At 61.8% G+C, this 21,012-nt stretch carries 18 protein-coding genes; 3 read left to right on the top strand and 15 right to left on the bottom strand.

The annotated features are described in order from the left end of the window. Positions 1 to 391: 391 nt before the first annotated feature. The 5 genes from ACV22W_RS16675 to ACV22W_RS16695 form a co-directional block, all read right to left on the bottom strand. On the bottom strand, positions 392 to 2,647 hold the full coding sequence (locus ACV22W_RS16675) for a glycosyltransferase (RefSeq protein ID WP_448020524.1): 2,256 nt from the start codon (positions 2,645 to 2,647) through the stop codon (positions 392 to 394). Further along, entirely contained in the window at positions 2,590 to 3,945 is a 1,356-nt protein-coding gene (locus ACV22W_RS16680; RefSeq protein ID WP_448020526.1) for an FkbM family methyltransferase, read from the bottom strand. Before ACV22W_RS16680 ends, ACV22W_RS16675 begins: the two co-directional genes overlap by 58 nt. Before the next feature lie 85 nt (positions 3,946 to 4,030). After that, positions 4,031 to 4,966 (bottom strand): GDP-L-fucose synthase family protein, encoded by a 936-nt coding sequence (locus tag ACV22W_RS16685; protein ID WP_448020528.1) that lies wholly within the window; start codon positions 4,964 to 4,966, stop codon positions 4,031 to 4,033. 1,619 nt (positions 4,967 to 6,585) lie between these two features. Beyond that, positions 6,586 to 7,335 (bottom strand): ABC transporter ATP-binding protein, encoded by a 750-nt coding sequence (locus ACV22W_RS16690; protein WP_448020529.1) that lies wholly within the window; start codon positions 7,333 to 7,335, stop codon positions 6,586 to 6,588. Positions 7,336 to 7,345: 10 nt separating this feature from the next. Then, a complete protein-coding gene (locus tag ACV22W_RS16695; RefSeq protein WP_448020531.1) occupies positions 7,346 to 8,128 on the bottom strand; it encodes an ABC transporter permease in 783 nt (260 codons plus the stop codon). Between the two features lie 488 nt (positions 8,129 to 8,616). On the opposite strand from ACV22W_RS16695, the gene ACV22W_RS16700 reads away from it, so the two are divergent. Beyond that, positions 8,617 to 9,456, top strand: a complete 840-nt coding sequence (locus ACV22W_RS16700; protein WP_448020532.1) for a symmetrical bis(5'-nucleosyl)-tetraphosphatase — start codon at positions 8,617 to 8,619, stop codon at positions 9,454 to 9,456. 33 nt (positions 9,457 to 9,489) lie between these two features. Here the strand turns inward: ACV22W_RS16700 and ACV22W_RS16705 are convergent, their stop codons facing one another. The 8 genes from ACV22W_RS16705 to ACV22W_RS16740 form a co-directional block, all read right to left on the bottom strand. Then, positions 9,490 to 10,347 carry a lysophospholipid acyltransferase family protein gene (locus ACV22W_RS16705; protein ID WP_448020534.1) on the bottom strand — a complete coding sequence of 286 codons (858 nt, stop codon included), beginning with the start codon at positions 10,345 to 10,347 and terminating at the stop codon, positions 9,490 to 9,492. Between the two features lie 19 nt (positions 10,348 to 10,366). Further along, positions 10,367 to 11,644: a dihydroorotase gene (locus tag ACV22W_RS16710; RefSeq protein WP_448020536.1), complete on the bottom strand. Its 1,278-nt coding sequence runs from the start codon at positions 11,642 to 11,644 to the stop codon at positions 10,367 to 10,369. A 52-nt stretch (positions 11,645 to 11,696) separates the two neighbouring features. Next, positions 11,697 to 12,728, bottom strand: a complete 1,032-nt coding sequence (locus ACV22W_RS16715) for an aspartate carbamoyltransferase catalytic subunit (RefSeq protein WP_044846292.1) — start codon at positions 12,726 to 12,728, stop codon at positions 11,697 to 11,699. A gap of 74 nt (positions 12,729 to 12,802) precedes the next feature. Then, complete coding sequence (pyrR, locus tag ACV22W_RS16720; protein WP_059538920.1) at positions 12,803 to 13,318, bottom strand: bifunctional pyr operon transcriptional regulator/uracil phosphoribosyltransferase PyrR; 516 nt, start codon at positions 13,316 to 13,318, stop codon at positions 12,803 to 12,805. Next, entirely contained in the window at positions 13,305 to 13,754 is a 450-nt protein-coding gene (gene ruvX, locus ACV22W_RS16725; RefSeq protein ID WP_059530402.1) for a Holliday junction resolvase RuvX, read from the bottom strand. Before ruvX ends, pyrR begins: the two co-directional genes overlap by 14 nt. Further along, the gene (locus ACV22W_RS16730; protein ID WP_006751106.1) at positions 13,751 to 14,329 is read right to left on the bottom strand and encodes a YqgE/AlgH family protein; all 579 of its coding nucleotides are present in this window, start codon (positions 14,327 to 14,329) and stop codon (positions 13,751 to 13,753) included. Before ACV22W_RS16730 ends, ruvX begins: the two co-directional genes overlap by 4 nt. Before the next feature lie 182 nt (positions 14,330 to 14,511). Beyond that, positions 14,512 to 15,813 (bottom strand): hypothetical protein, encoded by a 1,302-nt coding sequence (locus ACV22W_RS16735; RefSeq protein ID WP_448020537.1) that lies wholly within the window; start codon positions 15,811 to 15,813, stop codon positions 14,512 to 14,514. Between the two features lie 104 nt (positions 15,814 to 15,917). Then, positions 15,918 to 16,088, bottom strand: a complete 171-nt coding sequence (locus tag ACV22W_RS16740) for a rubredoxin (protein ID WP_004186709.1) — start codon at positions 16,086 to 16,088, stop codon at positions 15,918 to 15,920. A gap of 255 nt (positions 16,089 to 16,343) precedes the next feature. Between ACV22W_RS16740 and ACV22W_RS16745 the strand changes: the two genes are divergently transcribed. After that, positions 16,344 to 17,210: a hydroxymethylpyrimidine/phosphomethylpyrimidine kinase gene (locus tag ACV22W_RS16745; RefSeq protein WP_448020539.1), complete on the top strand. Its 867-nt coding sequence runs from the start codon at positions 16,344 to 16,346 to the stop codon at positions 17,208 to 17,210. Between the two features lie 192 nt (positions 17,211 to 17,402). Next, on the top strand, positions 17,403 to 18,635 hold the full coding sequence (locus ACV22W_RS16750) for an acyltransferase family protein (protein ID WP_448020541.1): 1,233 nt from the start codon (positions 17,403 to 17,405) through the stop codon (positions 18,633 to 18,635). Positions 18,636 to 19,012: 377 nt separating this feature from the next. On the opposite strand, the gene groL is transcribed toward ACV22W_RS16750, so the two are convergent. Both groL and groES read right to left on the bottom strand, forming a co-directional pair. Next, positions 19,013 to 20,653, bottom strand: a complete 1,641-nt coding sequence (groL, locus tag ACV22W_RS16755) for a chaperonin GroEL (protein WP_044846298.1) — start codon at positions 20,651 to 20,653, stop codon at positions 19,013 to 19,015. A gap of 46 nt (positions 20,654 to 20,699) precedes the next feature. Further along, a complete protein-coding gene (groES, locus tag ACV22W_RS16760) occupies positions 20,700 to 20,993 on the bottom strand; it encodes a co-chaperone GroES (RefSeq protein ID WP_004186661.1) in 294 nt (97 codons plus the stop codon). Between the last annotated feature and the right edge of the window lie 19 nt (positions 20,994 to 21,012).

Below are 21,012 nucleotides of genomic sequence, written 5' to 3' on the forward strand. Positions count from 1 at the left end.
CGCCTCCCCCACCTCATTCTGCAGCACGACGGCACACTGACAGCGGAAGTCATGACCGTAGTCCGGCGAGTTGCGTCGCCTGCCCCACGCTCGTGTCGCCGGCCCGCGTTGGAATCAGAAGTCCCGCGACCACCGACAATCTGCCGATAGGCCGCACCGATTCGACGGACCAGACACATCCTTCGGCGCGACACCGTAAGCACTGATATAGCGGCACGCTTAATACACAAGTCACCCGAAAGGTCTGGTGCACTCGTCACGCAGACCCACTAGCTTTGTCATGCGCACCGGCACTTGCTTGTCGACTCCACTTGTCTTCCATCAGGCGCAGCGACTACGCCCAGCGCTTCACGCTACGCATACCCCTCCGCACCAAACTCAACCCAAGCATTCAGTGACGTACGGACTCACTATCTTCGGCGGAACAGAAAACCAGTTCAATGTCCGGATTCATGTACGACACTGCTGTCGAGACGTTGCTGACAATGTGGAGAAGCACATTGCAGTGCGCCATGGTCATCGCATCGCGAATCACTTCCCAAGCCATCCTAATGTTCCAATTGTCCGGATTTGCAGCAACCAAGTGTTGCACCTGAAAGCCTTCTGCACGGCGCTCCTCTGCCCCCAACTGGTCGTAGCGTGCATCTTCAGCCTCGGTCGTTCGACGAACGTCCTCGTAGCAAAAGATCTTATCGCCGAATTCTTCCTTGAAGACATTGATTACTCGATCCTGATCCGTTGCAAGAAATACCGCCCAGTCCGGCGAATCCTTTTCGAATCCCCGAGCCTCGAGCTGACGCTTAATCCCGTCTATATACGATTGGATGTGTGCGATTTTTCCGCTCGGCTGCTCGATCACGTGACTCGGATGCTTGACGTGCGCCGCGATCATAAACTTCCCCGCAAAGCGCTCCCGAAATTCATCCAATTCACATCGGTATCGAGGACGCAAATGCACATGATCCTTGAACACCTTGTTGTATTGAGAGCGAATGCGAGAAAACTGACCGCTCTTATACAATTTGTACGCGTGGACATAAGTAAGCTGTGGCTCGCGCTCGTGATTGAATACCGCGACAGGAGGACGTCCCTTTGCGTACAAGAAGTCCTCGTCGTCCATATCTGCGTCGCTGAGGCCGTAGAGCGGCTCGAACAGCTTAGACCAGACATTTCCTTCGTTCGGGCGCCCATAGCAAAAGCTCATGAATTGAGCCGTACCTACGCGCTTCATCATGCGATCCACGTTCCAGTCTGGCAAGACCATGTGACACCGCTTGTCACGTTGGTCCCACACCAAATGGCTCATGAATGCATTGAATACTGAGAAGAAGCCGCCGTCATGGGACTGCACAACGGTACGATCGATGCCAGGAAGTGATGCAGAACGATGTCCCAGAAGTCGCTCCACGGTCGCCGGTAATTCGGTCGGCAATCTGGCAAAGCGTGAACCGCATTGCCGAGGCCGAAATGACCGAAGCTTGGTATCAATCAACTCACCGTAATTCAGCTCCAGACCAGTAAAACTGAACTCGGCAGCAAGTTGCCGTCGCGCACGCACCGAAGTCGCGCTTATGCCGGATGAAATGTATTCAAAAGCTTCCGCGAGCGCTACGCTAATGTCATCGATGTTTGCAGCAAATTGCCGGCCGACGACGAGATTATCGATTTCGGGGTAGCGCGCCGGCATCGCAATAGTAGCCGGTATAGCAAAGACGCCAGGTGTCGAAATCAGATCGTTATGACCGCCTACAGCTGTTACTGCGAGTACTTTCCCCAACGCCAAGGCTTCTCGCGGCCCGATGGAATATCCCTCACCGCGGGAGCAATTCACGAAAACGTCACAATCTTCGATCAGCGAATTTTTCTCTTCATCAGTCAGAGGAGCACAACTGATGACAATATTTGCTGCCTTTCTGGAGTCGACCAGTTTCTTGACGCGTTCGAAACTTGAGCCGATCGCTAGATTTGAATGTATCGTGAGCTCCACGTCCTGTCGATCACCGAAAGCACGAATGAAGCCCTCGACAAGCGCCTCGACGCCTTTACGCGCATGAAATGCCGCAATCGAACAGAATTTAATCTTACCATCCGACGGAGCCCTATAGGGGCGACTCAAGAGCCCTTCAATGTCCAAAGCGAGTGGCAGTGTACCCATCCCTATCTCGACGCCTGATTTCCGAGCCACGTCTTCCAAGTGCCGGCTCATGAAGAGCGCAAAATCGAAGTGCTCGTTAAGCACCTTGACCCATTGAGACGGTAACTCATCGGAGTCGTAAGCGATATGAGCAAATCGCAATGCCCCGGGCGGAACCAGGGTGTAATTCAAGTCATACGCACCGTTCCAAAGCACGTCCGCATAGAAGACAACCTTCGCCTGGGAAAGATCCGTGCAAACGGGGACCACCGTTCCGTTCGGCAGTACGATTTCGCGCTCAGTACGAAAATGCGGCTCAGTCGGAAAAATGGAAACAGCATAAAATCGGCTCAACATCTCACACGCTGCATAAGTCACAGCGCCGATTCCAGTGCCGAAAGTGCAGCGACCAATGACGCAAATCGAATTCGATACCAAAATTTGCTCCATTAATACTAGGATCGGCGTTGCATCATGCGCTTTAAACATCGCAGCGGGCCGGTCAATTTCCACGATGTACTCTGAAGCACCGCATGCAGCGCGGCCGACACACGCTCGTCTTGTAAGCGGAGCGGACCGATCATGTGCTCAAGTTCGTCCACCTTCCCCTGCAAACGTCCCCTTTCCTGGTTCAACCAAGCAACATGCCTGGATGACTCGTCGATCCTTTCCTGCAAGCGCACCCTTTCCTGGCTTAGCCAAGCAGCATGCCTGGATGACTCGAACAGTTCCTGGTAGGCCGTGTCGCGCTCGGCGCTCAACACTTGTCCGGACTTTTCACTCTCAGTCAATCGCGCGCGTAACTCGACCAATTGGGTGCGATGATTCTCGAAATCTCCCTCACTTGCCGCAAGCCGCGCCTTGAGTTGGGTGATCTCCTCGTGCGAAATCTTGGAATCCTTCACAACACAATCTTGGCTTGAGCCTTCCAAAACAACTTGCGACGCCTGCTCGTCATACGCTTGATTCGTCACGTTGCGATATTTGCTGTTCAATCGCGCCTCTAATTCTTCTCGTGCGCCCTTTTCCAAAGACCATCCCTCATGAGCCTCTTGCAACTGCCGCCGCGATTCAATGAGCTGCTGCTCCAGATCCATCGCACGCCGAATCATGTCGGACTCCGACGCCCGAATAAATCCGTCAAACCAGTTCGGCGGAACCATAAAGGCGTGTTTCAATTCATCTATCTTTTCTGCCGACACGTAGAAGCGATTCAGACCATCGAAATAGACGAAATGATATTTCGCTTCCAGCAAAAGGGTTTCCCACCCGTCATGTGACGGTATCTGAGAATTCGGCTCCGTAGCCTCGACCAGGATGATCCAGGGGCGAAAGGTATTGAAATCAGCACTCGCCAGCACCTCTCTTTCGTTACCTTCAACATCAATCTTGAGGAAATGGACCGGCCTTTCGCCGACATACGTCTCGCATATATCGCGCAATGTCGTGACCGCTACGGTTACCTCACTGATGTTCCAGTTCGCACTCCTATACCCCTCGGCAAGCCTTTGAATGCCCGTCGAAATCCCGTTACCACCATCCACTGCGAAATACCGGGCGACCGTGTGTTTGTTCTCCACGGCAACCTGTAGATTGACGTCTTGAGGTCGCGCCTGGGCCAATCTATCGAACGGCCCTGGCATCGGCTCGATGTTTATGCCACGCCAGCCACGCTCGTAGAATGCTGCGGTTACCGAATCTGCATATGGCTCGGCAGCGCCGACATCTATGTAGAATCCGCGATCGACTTTAGCGAGCGCGCGCCGGAGCATCACATCTTCATAGTTCTGCGCGTACGATACAAATTTCATCGATCAAACAACTCGAATGACCACATGTTAGAGAAATGGTGTGCAACCCCTTCACACGCGAGCACACCCGGGCAATACCATGCAATTACTTTCTGGCGGACGCGACGTTCTTGCAATACCAGTCGTAAGTAATCGCCAACGCTTCGTCGAACGAGAGTCGTGGCTTGAAGCCCAACGCCGTCAGACGCGAGATGTCGTATGCACGCAGTTTTTGACCATCCGGCTTTGTCGCGTCCCATTCCACGCTGCCGCTGAAGCCCGAAATCTGGCAAAGCGTGTCGACCGTATGCCGAATCGTGTGCGATTGGCCAGTCGCTAGATTGATAGCGCCCGTATGATTTTCGGCGATAAGGCGAAGCGCGTACGCGGCGTCGCCACTGAAGAGAAAGTCCCGTTCAGCCTTCCCAGACCCCCAGACCGAAATGGGCTGCCCTAGAACAGACGCACGATAGAACTTCGACACAAGCGACGGAATGACATGTCCGAATTTCTCATCGAACTTATCGTGCGGACCAAAGAGATTGGTGGATACGCAAAATGCGTAGTCCATTCCGTATTGGTCTTTGTAGGCCTCGAGCTGCGCAAGCATACCGCGCTTGCTGTGTGCGTACGGAGCCTCAGAATGATGCGGCGCTCCAACCCAGATTTCCTCTTCCGACATCGGGAGACGGACCTGATCAGAGTAAATAGCTGTCGAGCCCATGGCGACAAACTTCTTGCATCCTGTCTGACGTGCCGCCTCAACTACGTTGGTGTTGATTCGAACGTTGTCCAGATACGCGATGCCTCGATTGGACATATTTCCCATGATGCCGTACACCCGTGCCGCCATATGGAAAACGATAGTCGGGCGCAATTCATCGAACATTTTTTCAGTCGCGCTTTGATCTCTAAGATCGACGTCACTGCTCGTAATTGCGACCACGTTCGAGTAGCCCGAGTCCGCCAATTCCTGCTTTAATGCGTGGCCGATCACCCCACCCGCACCCGTAATCAAGACGCTTTCTTCAGATTCCGCCATTCCTAAACTCTCCAAATTTTAACCATTTGCTTTCCCGTCAAACGCTTCGCGAGCGCAATCGAGTTCAACGTTGGAAGAGCACATGATGCAGCAAACTTTACAATCTCAACAATTATACAGACACTACGCTACCGACAACCCTGCCCTCCCCCACGAGACAACAGCAAGTACGATGCGTCGTGGATTCTTCAACACAATTGCTCAACACGCAGCGGGGCGAGGAAGACGGAAATCGTCACGCTCCAAGACAGATGTAAGCTGTGGACGGGACCGCCGGCCACGAGCATAACTCAGCACTTGTGCATGTGGGCAATTTCGGGCACGACGCGCGCCGACCTACCCGGCTGTCCTCGCAACCGCACAGTGGACGCGTCATGATAACGTTCCTATATTGCGCCCATAAGTTTCAGCAGCCTCGTTCGCGCACGAATAGGCGCATTTCCACATTGTCGAAGGTGACGATCAGACACAGCGCACTTCCTTATCAGCCGTTTTCCGGCTCAGCAGAAGGCCCCCCGTCACGACCCCAAAACCACCGAATTCGCGTCAGTACGGCGGAAGTGTCCATAACGGAGCTGCGTTGGGATGCTCGGTCGGGTGCCCTCGATGGCTGCATCGTCAGTGCGAAACAATTGAACGGTGGCTCGTCGCGCAGCGCACGGATCGTTGGCAAGTGAAGCCGCACTCGCGTCTGGCACGCGTTGCCAATACTGCAAGTGGTGGAATGTTGACGGATGGCGGCAGCGTCGAGCTGCTCGATGTAGCGCAACGCAACGTCGTAATCTGACGAATCTTCGAAGCCGACACGAAATCCGCCCCTTCTCCGCGAGCCGTTTGTGGAACGCGCCCGGGCGGCAAAACATGCTCTGCGAATAGACGAGACGCGAGTCCCAGACACCATCGAAATTGGGGGGGGGCGTGACGAATGCCAGACGCGTCTATCGCGTCTTTATCAGAATAAAAAATGCGAACCTACGGCTTCACAACAATCGCATCGATCACGATCGCGCAACAACCTCGTTCCGCACTGCCGTCTCGCGGAGGACGGACATCGAATGGATGAACTGGACGGGATGAATCGAGCCACGCATGCTGCCTAGCAAACCGTGGCCGATTACATCGCCCGCACCACTCTACGATTCGGCTGCACGCGTGTCGATCGCACGCTCTGCAGAATCGGCAGTTGTCCCGTGCGCCGCCGACATCAAGGTGTCGAGTGACGCAGAGGTCGTTATCCGCAACGCGGGCGAAATAATCTAAAAAGGACTGAATGAGGCAGCCGCGCACTGCAAGCCATCAACGATCAATAGGGCGAAACATGCTGCGTGCGCAACGATCGCGCACTCGGCTTCGGCACATCGCAGGCCGGCGGACGACTCGGGAATCGCTTCGTGGCCGGCTTGTGCAAGCGGAGTGCTGCCGCAACCCATGATCTTGCACGCACTCCTGAAGTACGTCGCTAAGATATCGAGCAATTCGCAGTTCTAAACGCAGGTGTCGGGCAGCATCAGTGGCCAAACACGATAAGACGCAGTCAACCGATCGCACTCCGCCAGGATTGGCTCGTCACCGGACATCATTCCGTCGTGTGCAGTCGTAATCACGCGTGCACTCCGTGTTCAGCCTGTCGTCGCCTCGTACTCCGCCACGACTTCCTCCGTCGGCCCGAAAGCGCGCACACGACCACGCTCCATCCAAAGAACCTTGTTGCACACTTTGCGGATCTCGGAGTTCGAGTGCATCGCGAGCACGACGATTTCGGCCCGGCTATGAAGATCCGCCAATCGCGCTTCCGCCTTGTGCATGAACGATGCATCGCCGACACCCATCACTTCGTCGAGCAACAGGATTTCGGCATCGACTGCCGTCGACACTGCAAACGCGAGCCGCACCTTCATGCCGCTCGAGTACGTACGAATCGGCAGGTCCAGGTAATCGCCGAGTTCGCAGAAATCAGCGATTTCGCGCTGCTTCACACGGATCTCCGCATCCGACATGCCGAGCAACAGCCCTCTGAGCCGAATGTTCTGCATGCCGGTCGAGTTCTCGTCCATGCCGAGGCCGATATCGAGGAGCGGCACCACTTTTCCTTCACGCAACAACTGGCCCGACGACGGCGGATAGATGCCCGCCATCGCACGAAGCAATGTCGACTTCCCCGCGCCGTTGTGTCCGATCAGGCCGACGCGATCGCCGCGCTCAAAACGAAAACTCACGTCGTCGAGCGCGCGAACGACGATCACGCCGTCGTTGCCCTCGGCGATCCTGTTGCGACGCCCCATGTTGAGCACCTGCTTCTTGAGCGAGCGCCCCTGCACGTCGAAGATCGGCAAATCGAGCGTTACGCTCTGCAATTCGATAAACGCCATATCGTATCTCTCAGACCCAGTACGGAATGCGCTTCAGATAACGCCCAGTCATCAACATGGCGACAGGCCACCCAATCGCGGCCATGCCAACCGTCACGCCCCAGGTCAATTCGCTGGGCATTTGCCCGATCAACGGGCCACGCACCAGGTCGATCAGATACGCGAGCGGATTCCACTCGACAATGAAAGAGAAGCGATTCAGCGCATCGGGGCGGAAAATGATGGGTGTCACGTAGAACGCGACCTGGAGCAATGCGCTGACGATCTGAGGCAGATCGCGAAAACGCGCCGACAGCAGGCCAACCACCATCGCGATCCATGTGGCGTTCAGGACATACACCAGCAGTGCCGGAATGAATACCGGCAACGTCTCCCAACTCTTCACGCCGTAAATTGCCAGTAGCGCGACGACGATCACGAAGTTGTGGCCAAGGACGATCAGGTTTCGCCACACGACCTGCAGGATATAGATCAGTTTCGGCGTGGCCATTTGCCGGATATAGGGCGCGCTGCTGATGTACGCGACGCTGCCTTCCACGATGGTCGTCGAAAACAAGCCCCACAGCACGATGCTGGCGGCAAGAAACGGCAGGTATTCGTTGATCTTCTGCCCGAACAACGTGCCGTAGACAACACCGAGCGACGAGATCATTACACCCATACTGATCGTGAGCCAGAACGGCCCCAGGCGCGAACGCGCATAGCGTTGCCGAATTTCAAGCCAGCCGAGCAGGGTCCACAACCGCCACGCCGTAATGCTTTTCTTTAGGTCCGCAAGTGAAAGGGTCAGCATGCAAGCTTTCAAAAATGAAGGAATAAGGGCGCAGTACAGAATCGTCGAGCATGTCAGAGCGCCCCGGCATGTCAACGAGCCACGCCTGCCCCGGTACGGCAGCAGCCAACTGGGTCAGGCAAGACCACACGATTCGGATAATTTGGCGTCCCTGTGGACACACGACAAGCACGCCGCGAACGTTGCCACGCGGCAATCCGCAAGAGGCAACATCTACCCGCGTCGCCTCAGGCCCGGCATTTTACCCGGTCGCCATGCCCGCCAGAGTCATCTGATGGTAATTTTCGCGCGGGAGCCGACAATTATAAGAAGCGGCCGGACGCAAAAGCCATGCTGCTAACAACTTGAAACAGCGATCCCAACGCGTATCGACCGCAAAAAGGCAACCGCGTAGTCGCCCGATTAGTGTCGGATGACAATTTTCTGGGCAGGCCTATTTCGGCCGGACTTTTGCTACCGTACGCTTGACCCTGAACGTCCACGAACCCATGACCTCTCCCCCCATCGCCATCGGCGACATCCAAGGCTGTCATTCAGCTTTCCAGTCGCTCTCCGAAAAGCTTTCAGCCCCCGCCGACACCCCGCTCTGGATCGCCGGCGACGTCGTCAACCGCGGCCCGAGCTCCCTCGCCGCATTGCGCGCGGTCGTCGACCTCGGCCCGCGCGCGACCGCCGTGCTCGGCAACCACGACCTCCACCTGCTCGCGGTCTCGGCCGGCATCCGCACGGAACGCCCGGGCGACACGATTGGCGAAATCCTCGACGCGCCCGACGCCGACGCACTGCTCGACTGGGTCCGCCACCGCCCGTTCGCCCATTTCGAAAACGACATGCTGCTTGTTCACGCAGGCGTGTTGCCGCAATGGGACGCCACGCTCGCACTGGAACTCGCGGACGAGCTGCAACGCGCGCTGCGCGCACCCGACTGGCGCGACACCCTGCAAGGCCTGTACGGCAACGAGCCGAACCAATGGAGTCCGAACCTCAAAAAACGCGACCGGATGCGCGTCGCATTCAACGCGTTCACGCGCCTGCGGTTCTGCACGCCCGACGGCGCGATGGAGTTCAAGGCGAACGGCGGCCCCGACACCGCACCGCCCGGCTACCTGCCGTGGTTCGACGTACCGGCGCGCCGCACCGAGAACGTGACGGTCGTGTTCGGCCACTGGGCCGCGCTCGGCCTGATGCTGCGCGACAACGTCGTCGCGCTCGATTCGGGATGCGTATGGGGAAATCAATTGTCGGCCGTACGACTGACGGCCGACCCGGCGCAGCGCACGGTCACGCAGGTGCAGTGCGAAGCGTGCCGCACGGCGGGCGGCGAGTAGCCCGCACGCGATACGCGCGGGCGGAATAAAGCATCAGCCCTCGCGCCCCGGCACCGGCTCCTCGGCAGCCGCATCGCCCGCTGCACCGCCGCCGACTTCGATTGCCGGATACGCGTGCCGCTCGAGCTCGGCCAGCGCGTCGGGCGACGGCTTGCCGACCTTCGCCTGCATCGCTTCGAGCGCGGCCGCGATCGCGTCGCGCGCCGCCGCCGAAGTCGTGCGGCGGTCACCGCCCGGCGCGATCGGCTCGCACACGTACAGGTGCGCAACCAGCGGGCCGCCGCGCAGCACCATGTCGAGCGACATCCCGAGCGACAGCTCGCCCGTATACGCCGGCGCGACCGACTGCCGCCGCTGCGCGTCCTCGTACATCAGGCAGATCGGCTGCACCGAGCAGCCGGCCGATACCGACGCCTGGAACAGGTTCGCATGGAACGGCAGCAGCGACTGCCCGTCCGACGTCGTGCCTTCCGGAAACACGCACATCAGCCCGCCGTTGCGCAGGCGCTCGGCCATCTCGTGCATGATCCGCATCGCCTCGGTACGCTTCTCGCGCTGCAGGAACACGGTGTCGAGCTTCTCGGCGAGCCAGCCGACGACCGGCCACTGCCGCACCTCGGCCTTCGACACGAACGGCGTCGGCCGCCACGCGTTGATCGCGTAGATGTCGAGCCACGACACGTGATTGCCGACCACGAGCGCGCTCGCGTCGAGCCGCGCGCCGTCGTTGTGGACGACGAGGCGCATCCCGCAGATCCGCAGCATCTTGAGCGACCAGCGGCGCGTCATCTCGGCGCGGCGCGCGGGCGTGACATGCGAAAAGCGCAGCGCGACGATCGCCATGCCGCGCAACAGGTGAAAAACGAGACGCAGCTTGCGAAGAGCGGTCATGGCGAGGATCCGGCGTGGTTCAGTGGCGCTCGAACGCGACCTGCCCCGCCACGAGCGTCGTGCGCACGCAGGCCGGCAGTTCGTAGCCGAGGAACGGCGAGTTGTGACCCTGGCTCTTCAGCGCGCGCGGCTCGACGCGCCAGTGCGCGCGCGGGTCGAACACGCACAGGTCGGCCGCACTGCCCTCGGCCAGACGGCCTGCCGGCAACTGCAGCACGTCGGCCGGCGCCGCCGTGATGCGGCGCAGCGCCTGCGCGAGCGGCGTGTTCGTTTCATCGGCCCACTTCACCGTGAGCGACAGCAGCAGTTCGAGCCCCGTCGCACCCGGCGTCGCTTCGGCGAACGGCAGCAGCTTCTCGTCGTCGTCGACCGGCGTGTGATCGGAACAGATCGCGTCGATCGTGCCGTCGACAAGCGCCGCGCGGATCGCTTCGCGATCGCGCTCGCCGCGCAGCGGCGGGTCGAGCCGGAATTGCGAATCGAAGTAGCCGATGTCGACGTCTATCAGGTGCAGGTGGTTCACGCCGACGTCGCACGTCACGGGCAGCCCCTCGGCCTTCGCCGCACGCACGAGCGCGAGCCCGGCCGCCGACGACAGGCGCGCGAGGTGCACGCGCGCGCCCGTCACGCGCATCAGTTCGAAAATCGTGTGCAGCGCGATCGTCTCGGCCGCGACGGGCACGCCGGACAGCCCGAGCCGCGACGCGAGCGCGCCGCTCGCGGCGACACCGCCACGGCCGATGAACGCGTCGAGCGGACGCAGCCATGTCGTGTAACCGTAGGTGCTCGCGTACTGCAGCGCACGCAGCAACACCTGCGTGTCGCGCACCGGCACGTTCGCGTGCGTGAAGCCGACGCAGCCCGACTCGGTCAGCGCGACCATCTCGGTGATCACTTCGCCCTTGAGGCCGACGGTGAGCGCGCCGAGCGGATGGACGTTCGCCTGGTGGAGGTTGCGGGCGCGGAACTTGAGCATTTCGACGAGGCCCGGCTCGTCGAGCACGGGGTCGGTGTCCGGCGGGCACACGAGGGTCGTGACACCGCCCGCAACGGCCGCGGCCATCTCGGACGCGAGCGTCGCCTTGTGCTCGTAGCCCGGCTCGCGCAGTCGCGCGCACAGGTCGACGAGACCGGGGGCGACGATCAGGCCCGTCGCGTCGATCGTCTTCTCCGCGTTGAAACCGGCCGGCGCCGTGCCGAGCGCGGCGATCTTGCCGTCCGCGACGAATACGTCGGCCTGCCGTTCGGTGCCGGCGACCGGGTCGATCAGCGTGCCGCCTTGGATATGAATCTTCATGCGCTGTCTGTGAATGCGTTGATTGCGTGAATAAGGATGCGCGAAGGCGGGCTCAGTCGCTGTTGCCGGCGACGATGCCCATCACCGCCATCCGCACGGCGATGCCGAACGTGACCTGGTTGAGGATCACCGACTGCGGACCGTCGGCGACCTGCGAGTCGATCTCGACGCCGCGGTTCATCGGGCCCGGGTGCATCACGATCGCGTCGGGCGCGGCGAGCGCGAGGCGCTCGGGCGTCAGGCCCCAGGTCTTGAAGTATTCCTGCGCGGACGGCAGCAGCGCGCCGCTCATCCGCTCGTTCTGCAGGCGCAGCATGATGATCACGTCGACGCCCTTCAGCCCTTCGTCGAGGTTGTGGAACACCTTCACGCCCATCTGCTCGAGACCGCCCGGCAGCAGCGTGCGCGGGCCGATCGCGCGCACTTCCGGCACGCCGAGCGTGGTGAGCGCGTGGATGTCCGAGCGCGCGACGCGCGAATGCAGGATGTCGCCGACGATCGCCACGCGCAGCTTCGTGAAGTCGCGCTTGTAGTGACGGATCGTGTACATGTCGAGCAGGCCCTGCGTCGGGTGCGCATGTCGGCCGTCGCCGGCGTTGATCACGTGCACGTGCGGCGCGCAGTGCTCGGCGATCAGGTACGGTGCGCCGCTCGATGCGTGGCGCACGACGAACAGGTCGGCATGCATCGCCGACAGGTTGTTGATCGTGTCGAGCAGCGACTCGCCCTTGCTTGTCGACGACGCGTTGATGTTCAGGTTCAGCACGTCGGCCGACAGGCGCGTCGCGGCGATCTCGAAGGTCGTACGTGTGCGCGTCGAGTTCTCGAAGAACAGGTTGAACACCGACTTGCCGCGCAGGAGCGGCACCTTCTTCACCTCGCGGTCCGTCACGCTGACGAACTGCTCGGCCGTATCGAGAATGTGATTGACGATCGAGCGCGGCAGCCCCTCGATCGACAGCAGGTGTTTCAGCTCGCCGTTTTTCGTGAGCTGCGGGTTGCCCTTCAGGAAACCGTAGCGGAACCGCTCGGGGCTCGCGGCCGCAGCGGGATTGCCGGTGCGGCCAGTGGTGTCGGTGGTCATGGTGTGCGTGATTCCAACTATGCAAACGGGCCGCGGTACGAACCGGCGGCCCGGGATACGGTTTCGCGGTTCGGTCAGGCGCCGTGCGCCTCGATGCGCAGCGTCAGCTGCGCGGCCTCGTCGCGCGCGAGCACGAGCGTCGCATCGGCCGGCACGTCGAGCGTGCCGCCCGCGAAGCGCGCGGCGACCGGCAGCTCGCGGCCGCCGCGATCGGCGAGCACCGCAAGCTCGACCGCGGCCGGACGGCCGTAGTCGAACAGTTCGTTGAGCGCGGCGCGCACGGTGCGGCCGGTGTACAGCACGTCGTCGACGAGCACGATGCGCGCGCCGTCGACCTCGAACGGCAGCGACGTCGGGCTCGCCTGGCTGTGCAGCCCCTTCTTCGCGTAGTCGTCGCGATGCAGCGCGACGTTGACGACGCCGAACCCCGGCGCGCCGAGATCGCGCGCGAGGCGCTCGGCGAGCCAGGCGCCGCCGCTGTGAATGCCGGCGAGCCGCGGGCCGCCCGGCTCGGCGAAGGCCGTGCCGTATGCGTCGCGGATCTGGTCGAGCAGGACGCGGTAGAGCGCGTCGGCGTCAATGGTGCTCATGGTCGGACAATTGATCGAGATACTGTTGAAGGATCACGCGCGCGGCCTCGGCATCGAGCATCTCGGCACGCGCGCGCCCGCGCACGTTGCGCTCGCGCAGCCCGGCCTCGGCCTCGACCGACGAATAGCGTTCGTCGACCCACGTGACGGGCAACCCGAAGCGGCCGTTCAGCTGGTTGCCGAAGCGCTTCGCCTGCTGCGTCATCTCGTGCGGCGTGCCGTCCGGATGCATCGGCAGGCCGACGACGAGCGCGTCCGGCCGCCATTCGGCCAGCAGTTCGCCGACCGCCTTGAAGCGGTGCTCGCGGTTCAGGTTGGGAATCACGACGAGGGCGCGGGCCGAACGCGTCAGCGCATTGCCGATCGCGACGCCGATCCGCTTCTCGCCATAGTCGAACGCCAGGAGCGTCGCATCGCGCGCGCTCGCGCCACTCATGCGTGCCCTGCTTCGCCGGACAGCATCGACGAGCTGACGCCGAGCAGGCCAAGCGCGGCTTCGAAGCGCTCCTCGGCCGGCGTGTCGAACACGATGCGGGGATCGGCGGCCACGGTCAGCCAGCCGTTGCGGGAAATTTCTTCCTCGAGCTGACCGGCGCCCCAGCCTGCATGGCCGAGCGTCAGCAGGAAGCGTTTCGGGCCGGTGCCCGTCGCGACCGCCTCGAGCACATCCTTCGACGTCGTCATCTCGAGCCCGCCCTCGACCGACATGGACGAGTTGTAGTTCGCGCCCTCGACCGGCTCGTGCAGCACGAAGCCGCGCTCGGTCTGGACCGGACCGCCGAAGTACACGGGGATGTGCAGCAGCGGCTCGATGTCGAGCTTCAGGTCGATGCGGTTGAACAGCGATTCGAGGTCGATGTCGGTGGGACGATTGATGACGAGGCCGAGCGCGCCGCGCTCGCTGTGATCGCAAAGATAGACCACCGTTCCCGAAAACGTCGGATCCGCCATGTTCGGCATGGCGATCAGGAACTGGTTGGTGAGATTGATGCGATCGGAAGGCTTTGACATGGTTTGAATTTTAGCAAAGACGCCGCGACCTGACCGGGCCGCGATCAACAAGCAACGCCGCACGACGCTGGCAACGACGCGCGCGGATCACACGGCACTCTAACACGCGCGCGGGTGCTGTCGGCAGCGTGTTACCGGGCCGCCCGGCAAGGGTTGCCGCCGCGGTCGCGCCCCGCTGCGCGTCACGTCCGGCCGAGCGCCGCGCCGAGCGCTTCGGACGCCGCGGTCAGGTCCGGCGGTGCCATGCCCGCGGCGATCTTCAGCAGCGCGGCGCGCAGCATGTCGGACGCGCGGGCGTGTGCGTCCAAACCGCCGTCGGTGAGCGGCATGCCGTGCGCGGCACGACGCCACGCGAGCCCCAGCGTGTCGGCCAGCAACGCCGCGTGGCCGAGCCCGAGCGCGCATGCGGCCGTACCGACCCGGTAAGCGGCCGCGGATGCGCGCCATGCGGCCCCTGCATCGGCCGCGGCCGGATCGACGGCCAGATCGGCCATCGACGCGTCGGCGGTCTGCAGGAAATCCTCATACGCATGAGCGTTGACGGTGACGACGCCCAGCATGCGGGTGGGCGCCGTCGCGACGGCGTCGTGCTCGGCGCGCGCGGCGTCGGCCTCCCACAGCGCCTCGGACGCGGGCGTGCCGGCGACGTGCCAGTCCACGGTCAGCCCATAGTCGTGCAGCACGTCGACGAGCGCGACGTCTTCCGCGGCCGCGCCGAACAGCGCGAAATCGCGCCACAGCAGCGCCACCGTCTCGCGCACGAGCGCCGGCGGCGCACTGCGCCTGCCCTGCGCGTGCTCGCCGAGCAGCAGGTTGGTGCGTGCGAGGAAACGCTTCAGTTCGGGCGCGGCGCTGGCGCGCAGCGCGCGCAGGCACGCGGCGGCGAGCCGCCAGAAATCGTACGGCGCGCCGTCGGCCAGCGCGGTCAGGATCGTGTCGAGTTCGTCGAGCGCCGCGTCCTGCGTGCCGGGCGGTGCGCGCAGCACGCCGAGCAGCGCCTGCTCGTAACGGGCCCGCGCCCGGCTCGTGAATGCGTCGGGCAGCGCGCGCAGCGTCGCCGGCGGTATCGCGCGCCCGACGAGCGCCAGCACGTCGACCTGCACGCTCGCGTGCAGGTCGGCCGCGCTTTGCGCGCGCAGCGCACGGAAATGTTCGAACAGGATGGGCGAGCAGGCCAGCTCGCGCAGATTGTGGCGCTCGACCGCCGCGCGGAAATCGCTCAGCGCGAGACGCCACGCGGCGGAAGCCGGTTCGGCGGCGACCAGCGGCACCGTGGCGGCCAGTTGCCCGGCGAAACGGGCGGCTGGCAGCCAACCGGCCTCCGCCAGCACGGCGGCGGCGGCCGACAGCGGCGCGGCCGCGTCGTCCCGCTGCTGGAATGCATCGGCGGCCGCCGCGAGCCACGCGTCGGCCGCGCGCACGGCCCCGCCACGCGGGTTGGGCAGTGCGTCAGGGTGGGAAACGTTCGCCGGATCGGACGTCATGGACACGCGCGCCTGTCATCGTCAAGTCGCTCGCGCCAGCCGCGACGCGCGAGCGCCGGGCAAACGCGAGGCCGAAGCGGTGTGTCCGTGGGCCAAGGGTCCGGTCAGATCTGGACCATCTCGAAGTCTTCCTTGCGAGCACCGCATTCGGGGCACGTCCAGTTGATCGGGACGTCTTCCCAGCGCGTGCCCGGGGCGATGCCCTCTTCGGGCAGCCCGGCTTCTTCGTCATAAATCCAGCCACAAATCAGGCACATCCAGCTCTTGTATTCCATCTTAAGCCGCGTCGGGGAAAAGTCGGTAAATTCGGGAGCCATGATGGTACCGTGTCGGGGCCGGACTGCCTAGCAATCGCACTGGAGTCCGACGACTACGTTGCGCTGCGCTAAAAATTCCGTCGTGCGGGCCGGATTCCGCCGCATAATGGCTGAAAAGTGCGGCCTGCCGGGCAACACGGGGCCCAAACGCCCGATTCGCCTCGCCGTCCGCAGCTCTGTCGCTTCCCCGTTTTTTTCTTGCCCCATTTTTACATGTCCAGCAACGCCCCTCCGATCGTCCTCACCTTCGGCCTGTCCGATCCCACCGGCGGCTCCGGCCTCCAAGCCGATCTGATGACCCTGGCGAGCATGGGCTGTCATGGCGTGTCCGTCCTGACGGGCTACACCGTGCGCGACTCCGCCGCCTGCGACGAAGTGACCGGTCTCGATCCCGATGTCGTCGCCGCCCAGGCGCGCATGCTGCTCGAGGACATGCCGGTCGCCGCGTTCAAGATCGGCGCCGCGACGCGCGCGGAAGTCGTGAGCGCGATCGCGGAAGTGGTCGCCGACTACGACGGCGTGCCGCTCGTGCTCGCACCGGACTTCACGCTCGACGACGAGCACGTGCTCGCCGCCGACGACCTGCGCGAATCGATCGCCGACCTGCTCGCGCCGCAGACGACGCTGCTGGTCGCCGACCACGCGACGCTGATCGCGCTCGCGCAGCCGGACGGCGATGCCGAGGCGCCGAATCTCGACGCGGCCGTGTCGCACCTGCTGTCGCAGGGCTGCGAATACATCCTGTCGTCGGAAACGGGCTCGCACCGGCTCGTCAACACGCTGTACGGCGAGGAAGGCCAGCTTCGCGAAGACATGTGGGATCGCTCGCCGCATCGGCTGATGGGCATCACCGACACGCTCGGCGCGGCGATCGCGGCACTGCTCGCGAACGGTCAGGAGCCGCCCGAAGCGGTGCGCGAGGCGCAGGAATACCTGTACCAGGCCGTCCGCGACGCGTTCCGGCCCGGCATGGGCGCGTACCTGCCCGACCGGTTCTTCTGGGCGCGCAGCAACGATGAAACGGACACGCCGCGGGCCGTGAAGGCCGATTCGGCGCCGAGGACGTCGCACCGACATTGAGACGACTGACGTAGCGCACGGCTGTCCCCATACGTCGCAATCGTGATCGATTGGCTTCGGGGACGGGATATCGTCACCAATGGGCCTCTCGGACACTGACTGAGTCAGAACCGTATAAGCGGGTCACGCTCACCAGAACTGCGGCTAAGTTTTCAGCCTAGCGACGCGCTGCGATGTATTCGCGATACCGCGATGCGGTTGGATCGCGCTTACAGCGCCGACTCCGGGTATCGAAATTCATGCGAGTGGTATATTCGCGCTTTAAAGCACCGCGACCATAACAACATGACACTAATAAAGAAAAGCGAAAAAATCGTATTTGCGAACCAGCTACGAGGCCTGGCCGTGATGTCAGTCGTCATCGCTCACTATCTCGGCGTTTACTGGTTCGGTCGTGACGTTGTCGCTCACACGATCGGTGCACCGGTGGCGGAAGGCGGTGCGCCGCGTATCTTCCCATATATTTTCGTCGCGCCTACGTTCAATTATGGTCCGTTCGGCGTCGCGGTCTTTTTCCTGATCAGCGGCTTCGTCATCCCATTCTCCCTAGAGAAGCTGGGAAGAATGAAATTTCTTGCAGCGCGGCTGTTCAGAATTTTTCCAACGTACTGGACGGCCACCTTGCTCACATTGGCCGCCATCCATCTGTCGACGGAACATTGGGGAAGCAAGTTCTACATCACCCCGAATCAGATAACGTGGAATCTGCTGCTGCTCCACGAGCAGATGAACGTCCCGAGCATCGATATGGTCAATTGGACACTGTGTATCGAGGTGCTGTTCTACGTCGCGGCCTTGCTCATGTGGCCATTCATCAAACGTGCATCGGCCCTTGCATTGGTGAACTTCTCGCTTGTCGTTATGGCTCTCGTCACGTGGTGGCCCGAGTCGTGGGACACAGTCCATGTAGGTTCTACGCCAGTAATGCTCGTCTTTTTCAAGTACCAACTCATGATGGTCAGCTTCTTGTTCATCGGAACCTTGTTCAATTTCCGATTGAATCAGCGTATCTCGACCACCACCTTATTTGGCTCGGCCGTTGCGATCTTCATTGCGTTCCTAGCGTCGTGGCCGCATACGTCCTTGGCCGGCCAGTTTTGGGCGACACCGGTCAACTACTTCTATGCCCTGGTGGTTTTTTCGTTCTGCTTCCTGCTTCGAGACCGCTTTAGGCCACTGAAGATTGTCGATTTTTTTGCCGACATCAGCTATCCGCTTTATCTCGTGCATGCGGTGACCGGCTACGCAATCATCCGCCTTTTAATGGCATACCATTTCAGGTACTACCAGGCGGCCGCTATCGCTCTCACGTTTGCGGTTGGAGTTGCCTATGTCCTGCACCGGATCGTGGAAATGCCCACAGCGAATATCTGGAAGGTGAGGAAGCGCGCACCAAACCAAGATAGGCCAGCAGAAGCAGCATAAGAATGACAATAGCCCTGCAAGCACAAGATCTGTCACTGAATAGCGCGGCTGCAATGGGCAGAGCTTGTCCGTTTGAGCCGCGGTATCGCTCAAAAACCAGCCGCCGCTGAGCACACCACGACATCCAACTCCCTGAGCCATCCGGTGCCACTTTTCCAATCGGCCCGCCGACTGAACCGGGATACCGATTCTTGCCCTCAGATGGCTGCGCGCGATGCAGTGTCTGACCTGCGTCGAAATCATGCTCCAGTTGCCCGCTGACCGGCCGGGTCTCGCAACCATCGAACGCATAAAAAAAGACCCGCATCGCTGCGGGTCTTTTCCTTTGGGTAGAACGCGCATCGCTGCGCGCCCCGGACGCCATCGACCGAAGTCGATTACATGTCCATGCCCATGCCGCCCATGCCGCCCGGCATGCCGCCCGGCATCGGTGCGTCTTCCTTCGGCAGTTCTGCGACAGCTGCGTCCGTCGTCAGCAGCAGGCCTGCAACCGACGCTGCGTTCTGCAGTGCGGTGCGCGTGACCTTGGTCGGGTCGACGACGCCGGCTTCAACCATGTCGACGTACTCGCCCGTTGCTGCGTTGTAGCCGTAGTTGCCCGTGCCTGCAGCAACTGCCGCCACCACGACGCTCGCTTCTTCGCCACCGTTCGTGACGATCTGGCGCAGCGGCTCTTCCATTGCGCGCAGCACGATCTTGATGCCGGCGTTCTGGTCGGCGTTCGCGCCGGTCAGGCCTGCGATCGCGGTGCGAGCGCGGATCAGCGCAACGCCGCCGCCTGCCACGATGCCTTCTTCCACAGCTGCGCGCGTTGCGTGCAGTGCGTCTTCGACACGTGCCTTCTTTTCCTTCATTTCGACTTCGGTCGCAGCACCGACCTTGATCACTGCCACGCCGCCGGCCAGCTTGGCCACGCGCTCTTGCAGCTTTTCACGGTCGTAGTCCGACGTCGCTTCTTCGATTTGCGTGCGAACTTGCTTGACGCGCGCTTCGATGTTCACGGCTTCGCCTGCGCCGTCGATGATCGTCGTGTTTTCCTTGCCCACTTCGATGCGCTTCGCCTGGCCCAGTTCTGCCAGCGTTGCCTTCTCGAGCGTCAGGCCGGTTTCTTCCGCGACGACTTGACCGCCGGTCAGGATCGCGATGTCTTCCAGCATGGCCTTGCGGCGATCGCCGAAGCCCGGCGCCTTGACCGCAACGGTCTTCAGGATGCCGCGGATGTTGTTGACGACCAGCGTTGCGAGCGCTTCGCCTTCGACGTCTTCAGCGATGATCAGCAGCGGACGGCCAGCCTTCGCGACTTGCTCGAGCACCGGCAGCAGATCACGGATGTTCGACACCTTCTTGTCGTGCAGCAGCACGAACGGGTTGTCGAGGACGGCGACTTGCTTGTCCGGGTTGTTGATGAAGTACGGCGACAGGTAGCCGCGGTCGAACTGCATGCCTTCGACGACGTCGAGTTCGTCGGCGAGCGACTTGCCGTCTTCGACGGTGATCACGCCTTCCTTGCCGACCTTGTCCATTGCTTCAGCGATGCGATCGCCGATCGACGTGTCGCTGTTCGCCGAGATCGAGCCGACCTGTGCGATTTCCTTGTTCGTCGTGCATGGCTTGCTGATCTTCTTCAGCTCTTCGACAGCCGCTGCGACTGCCTTGTCGATGCCGCGCTTCAGGTCCATCGGGTTCATGCCCGATGCGACGTACTTCATGCCTTCGCGAACGATCGATTGCGCGAGGACGGTTGCCGTCGTCGTGCCGTCGCCTGCGTTGTCGCTGGTCTTGGAAGCCACTTCCTTGACCATTTGCGCGCCCATGTTCTGGAGCTTGTCCTTCAGCTCGATTTCCTTCGCGACCGACACACCGTCCTTGGTGACCGTCGGGCCGCCGAAGCTGCGCTCGAGCACGACGTTGCGGCCCTTCGGACCCAGCGTGACCTTGACTGCGTTGGCGAGAATGTTCACGCCTTCGACCATCTTCGAACGGGCGGAATCGCCGAATACGACGTCTTTAGCTGCCATCTTCTAACTCCTTGAATTCTTGGGAATATGTGCCGTCAGTGGACGCTTACTTGGCGTTGACCACGGCCATGATGTCTTCTTCACGCATGACCAGCAGTTCCTGGCCGTCGACCTTGACGGTCTGGCCAGCGTACTTGCCGAACAGCACGCGATCGCCGACCTTCACGTCGAGCGCGATCGGCGCGCCCTTGTCGTCGCGCTTGCCCGGGCCGATGGCCAGGACTTCGCCTTGATCCGGCTTCTCAGCTGCTGCGTCGGGGATCACGATGCCCGAGGCGGTCTTGGTTTCCTGATCCAGGCGCTTGACGATCACGCGATCGTGCAAAGGACGAAGGTTCATATTCACTCCTCTCTTGACT

Source organism: Burkholderia sp. AW49-1 (assembly GCF_053427845.1).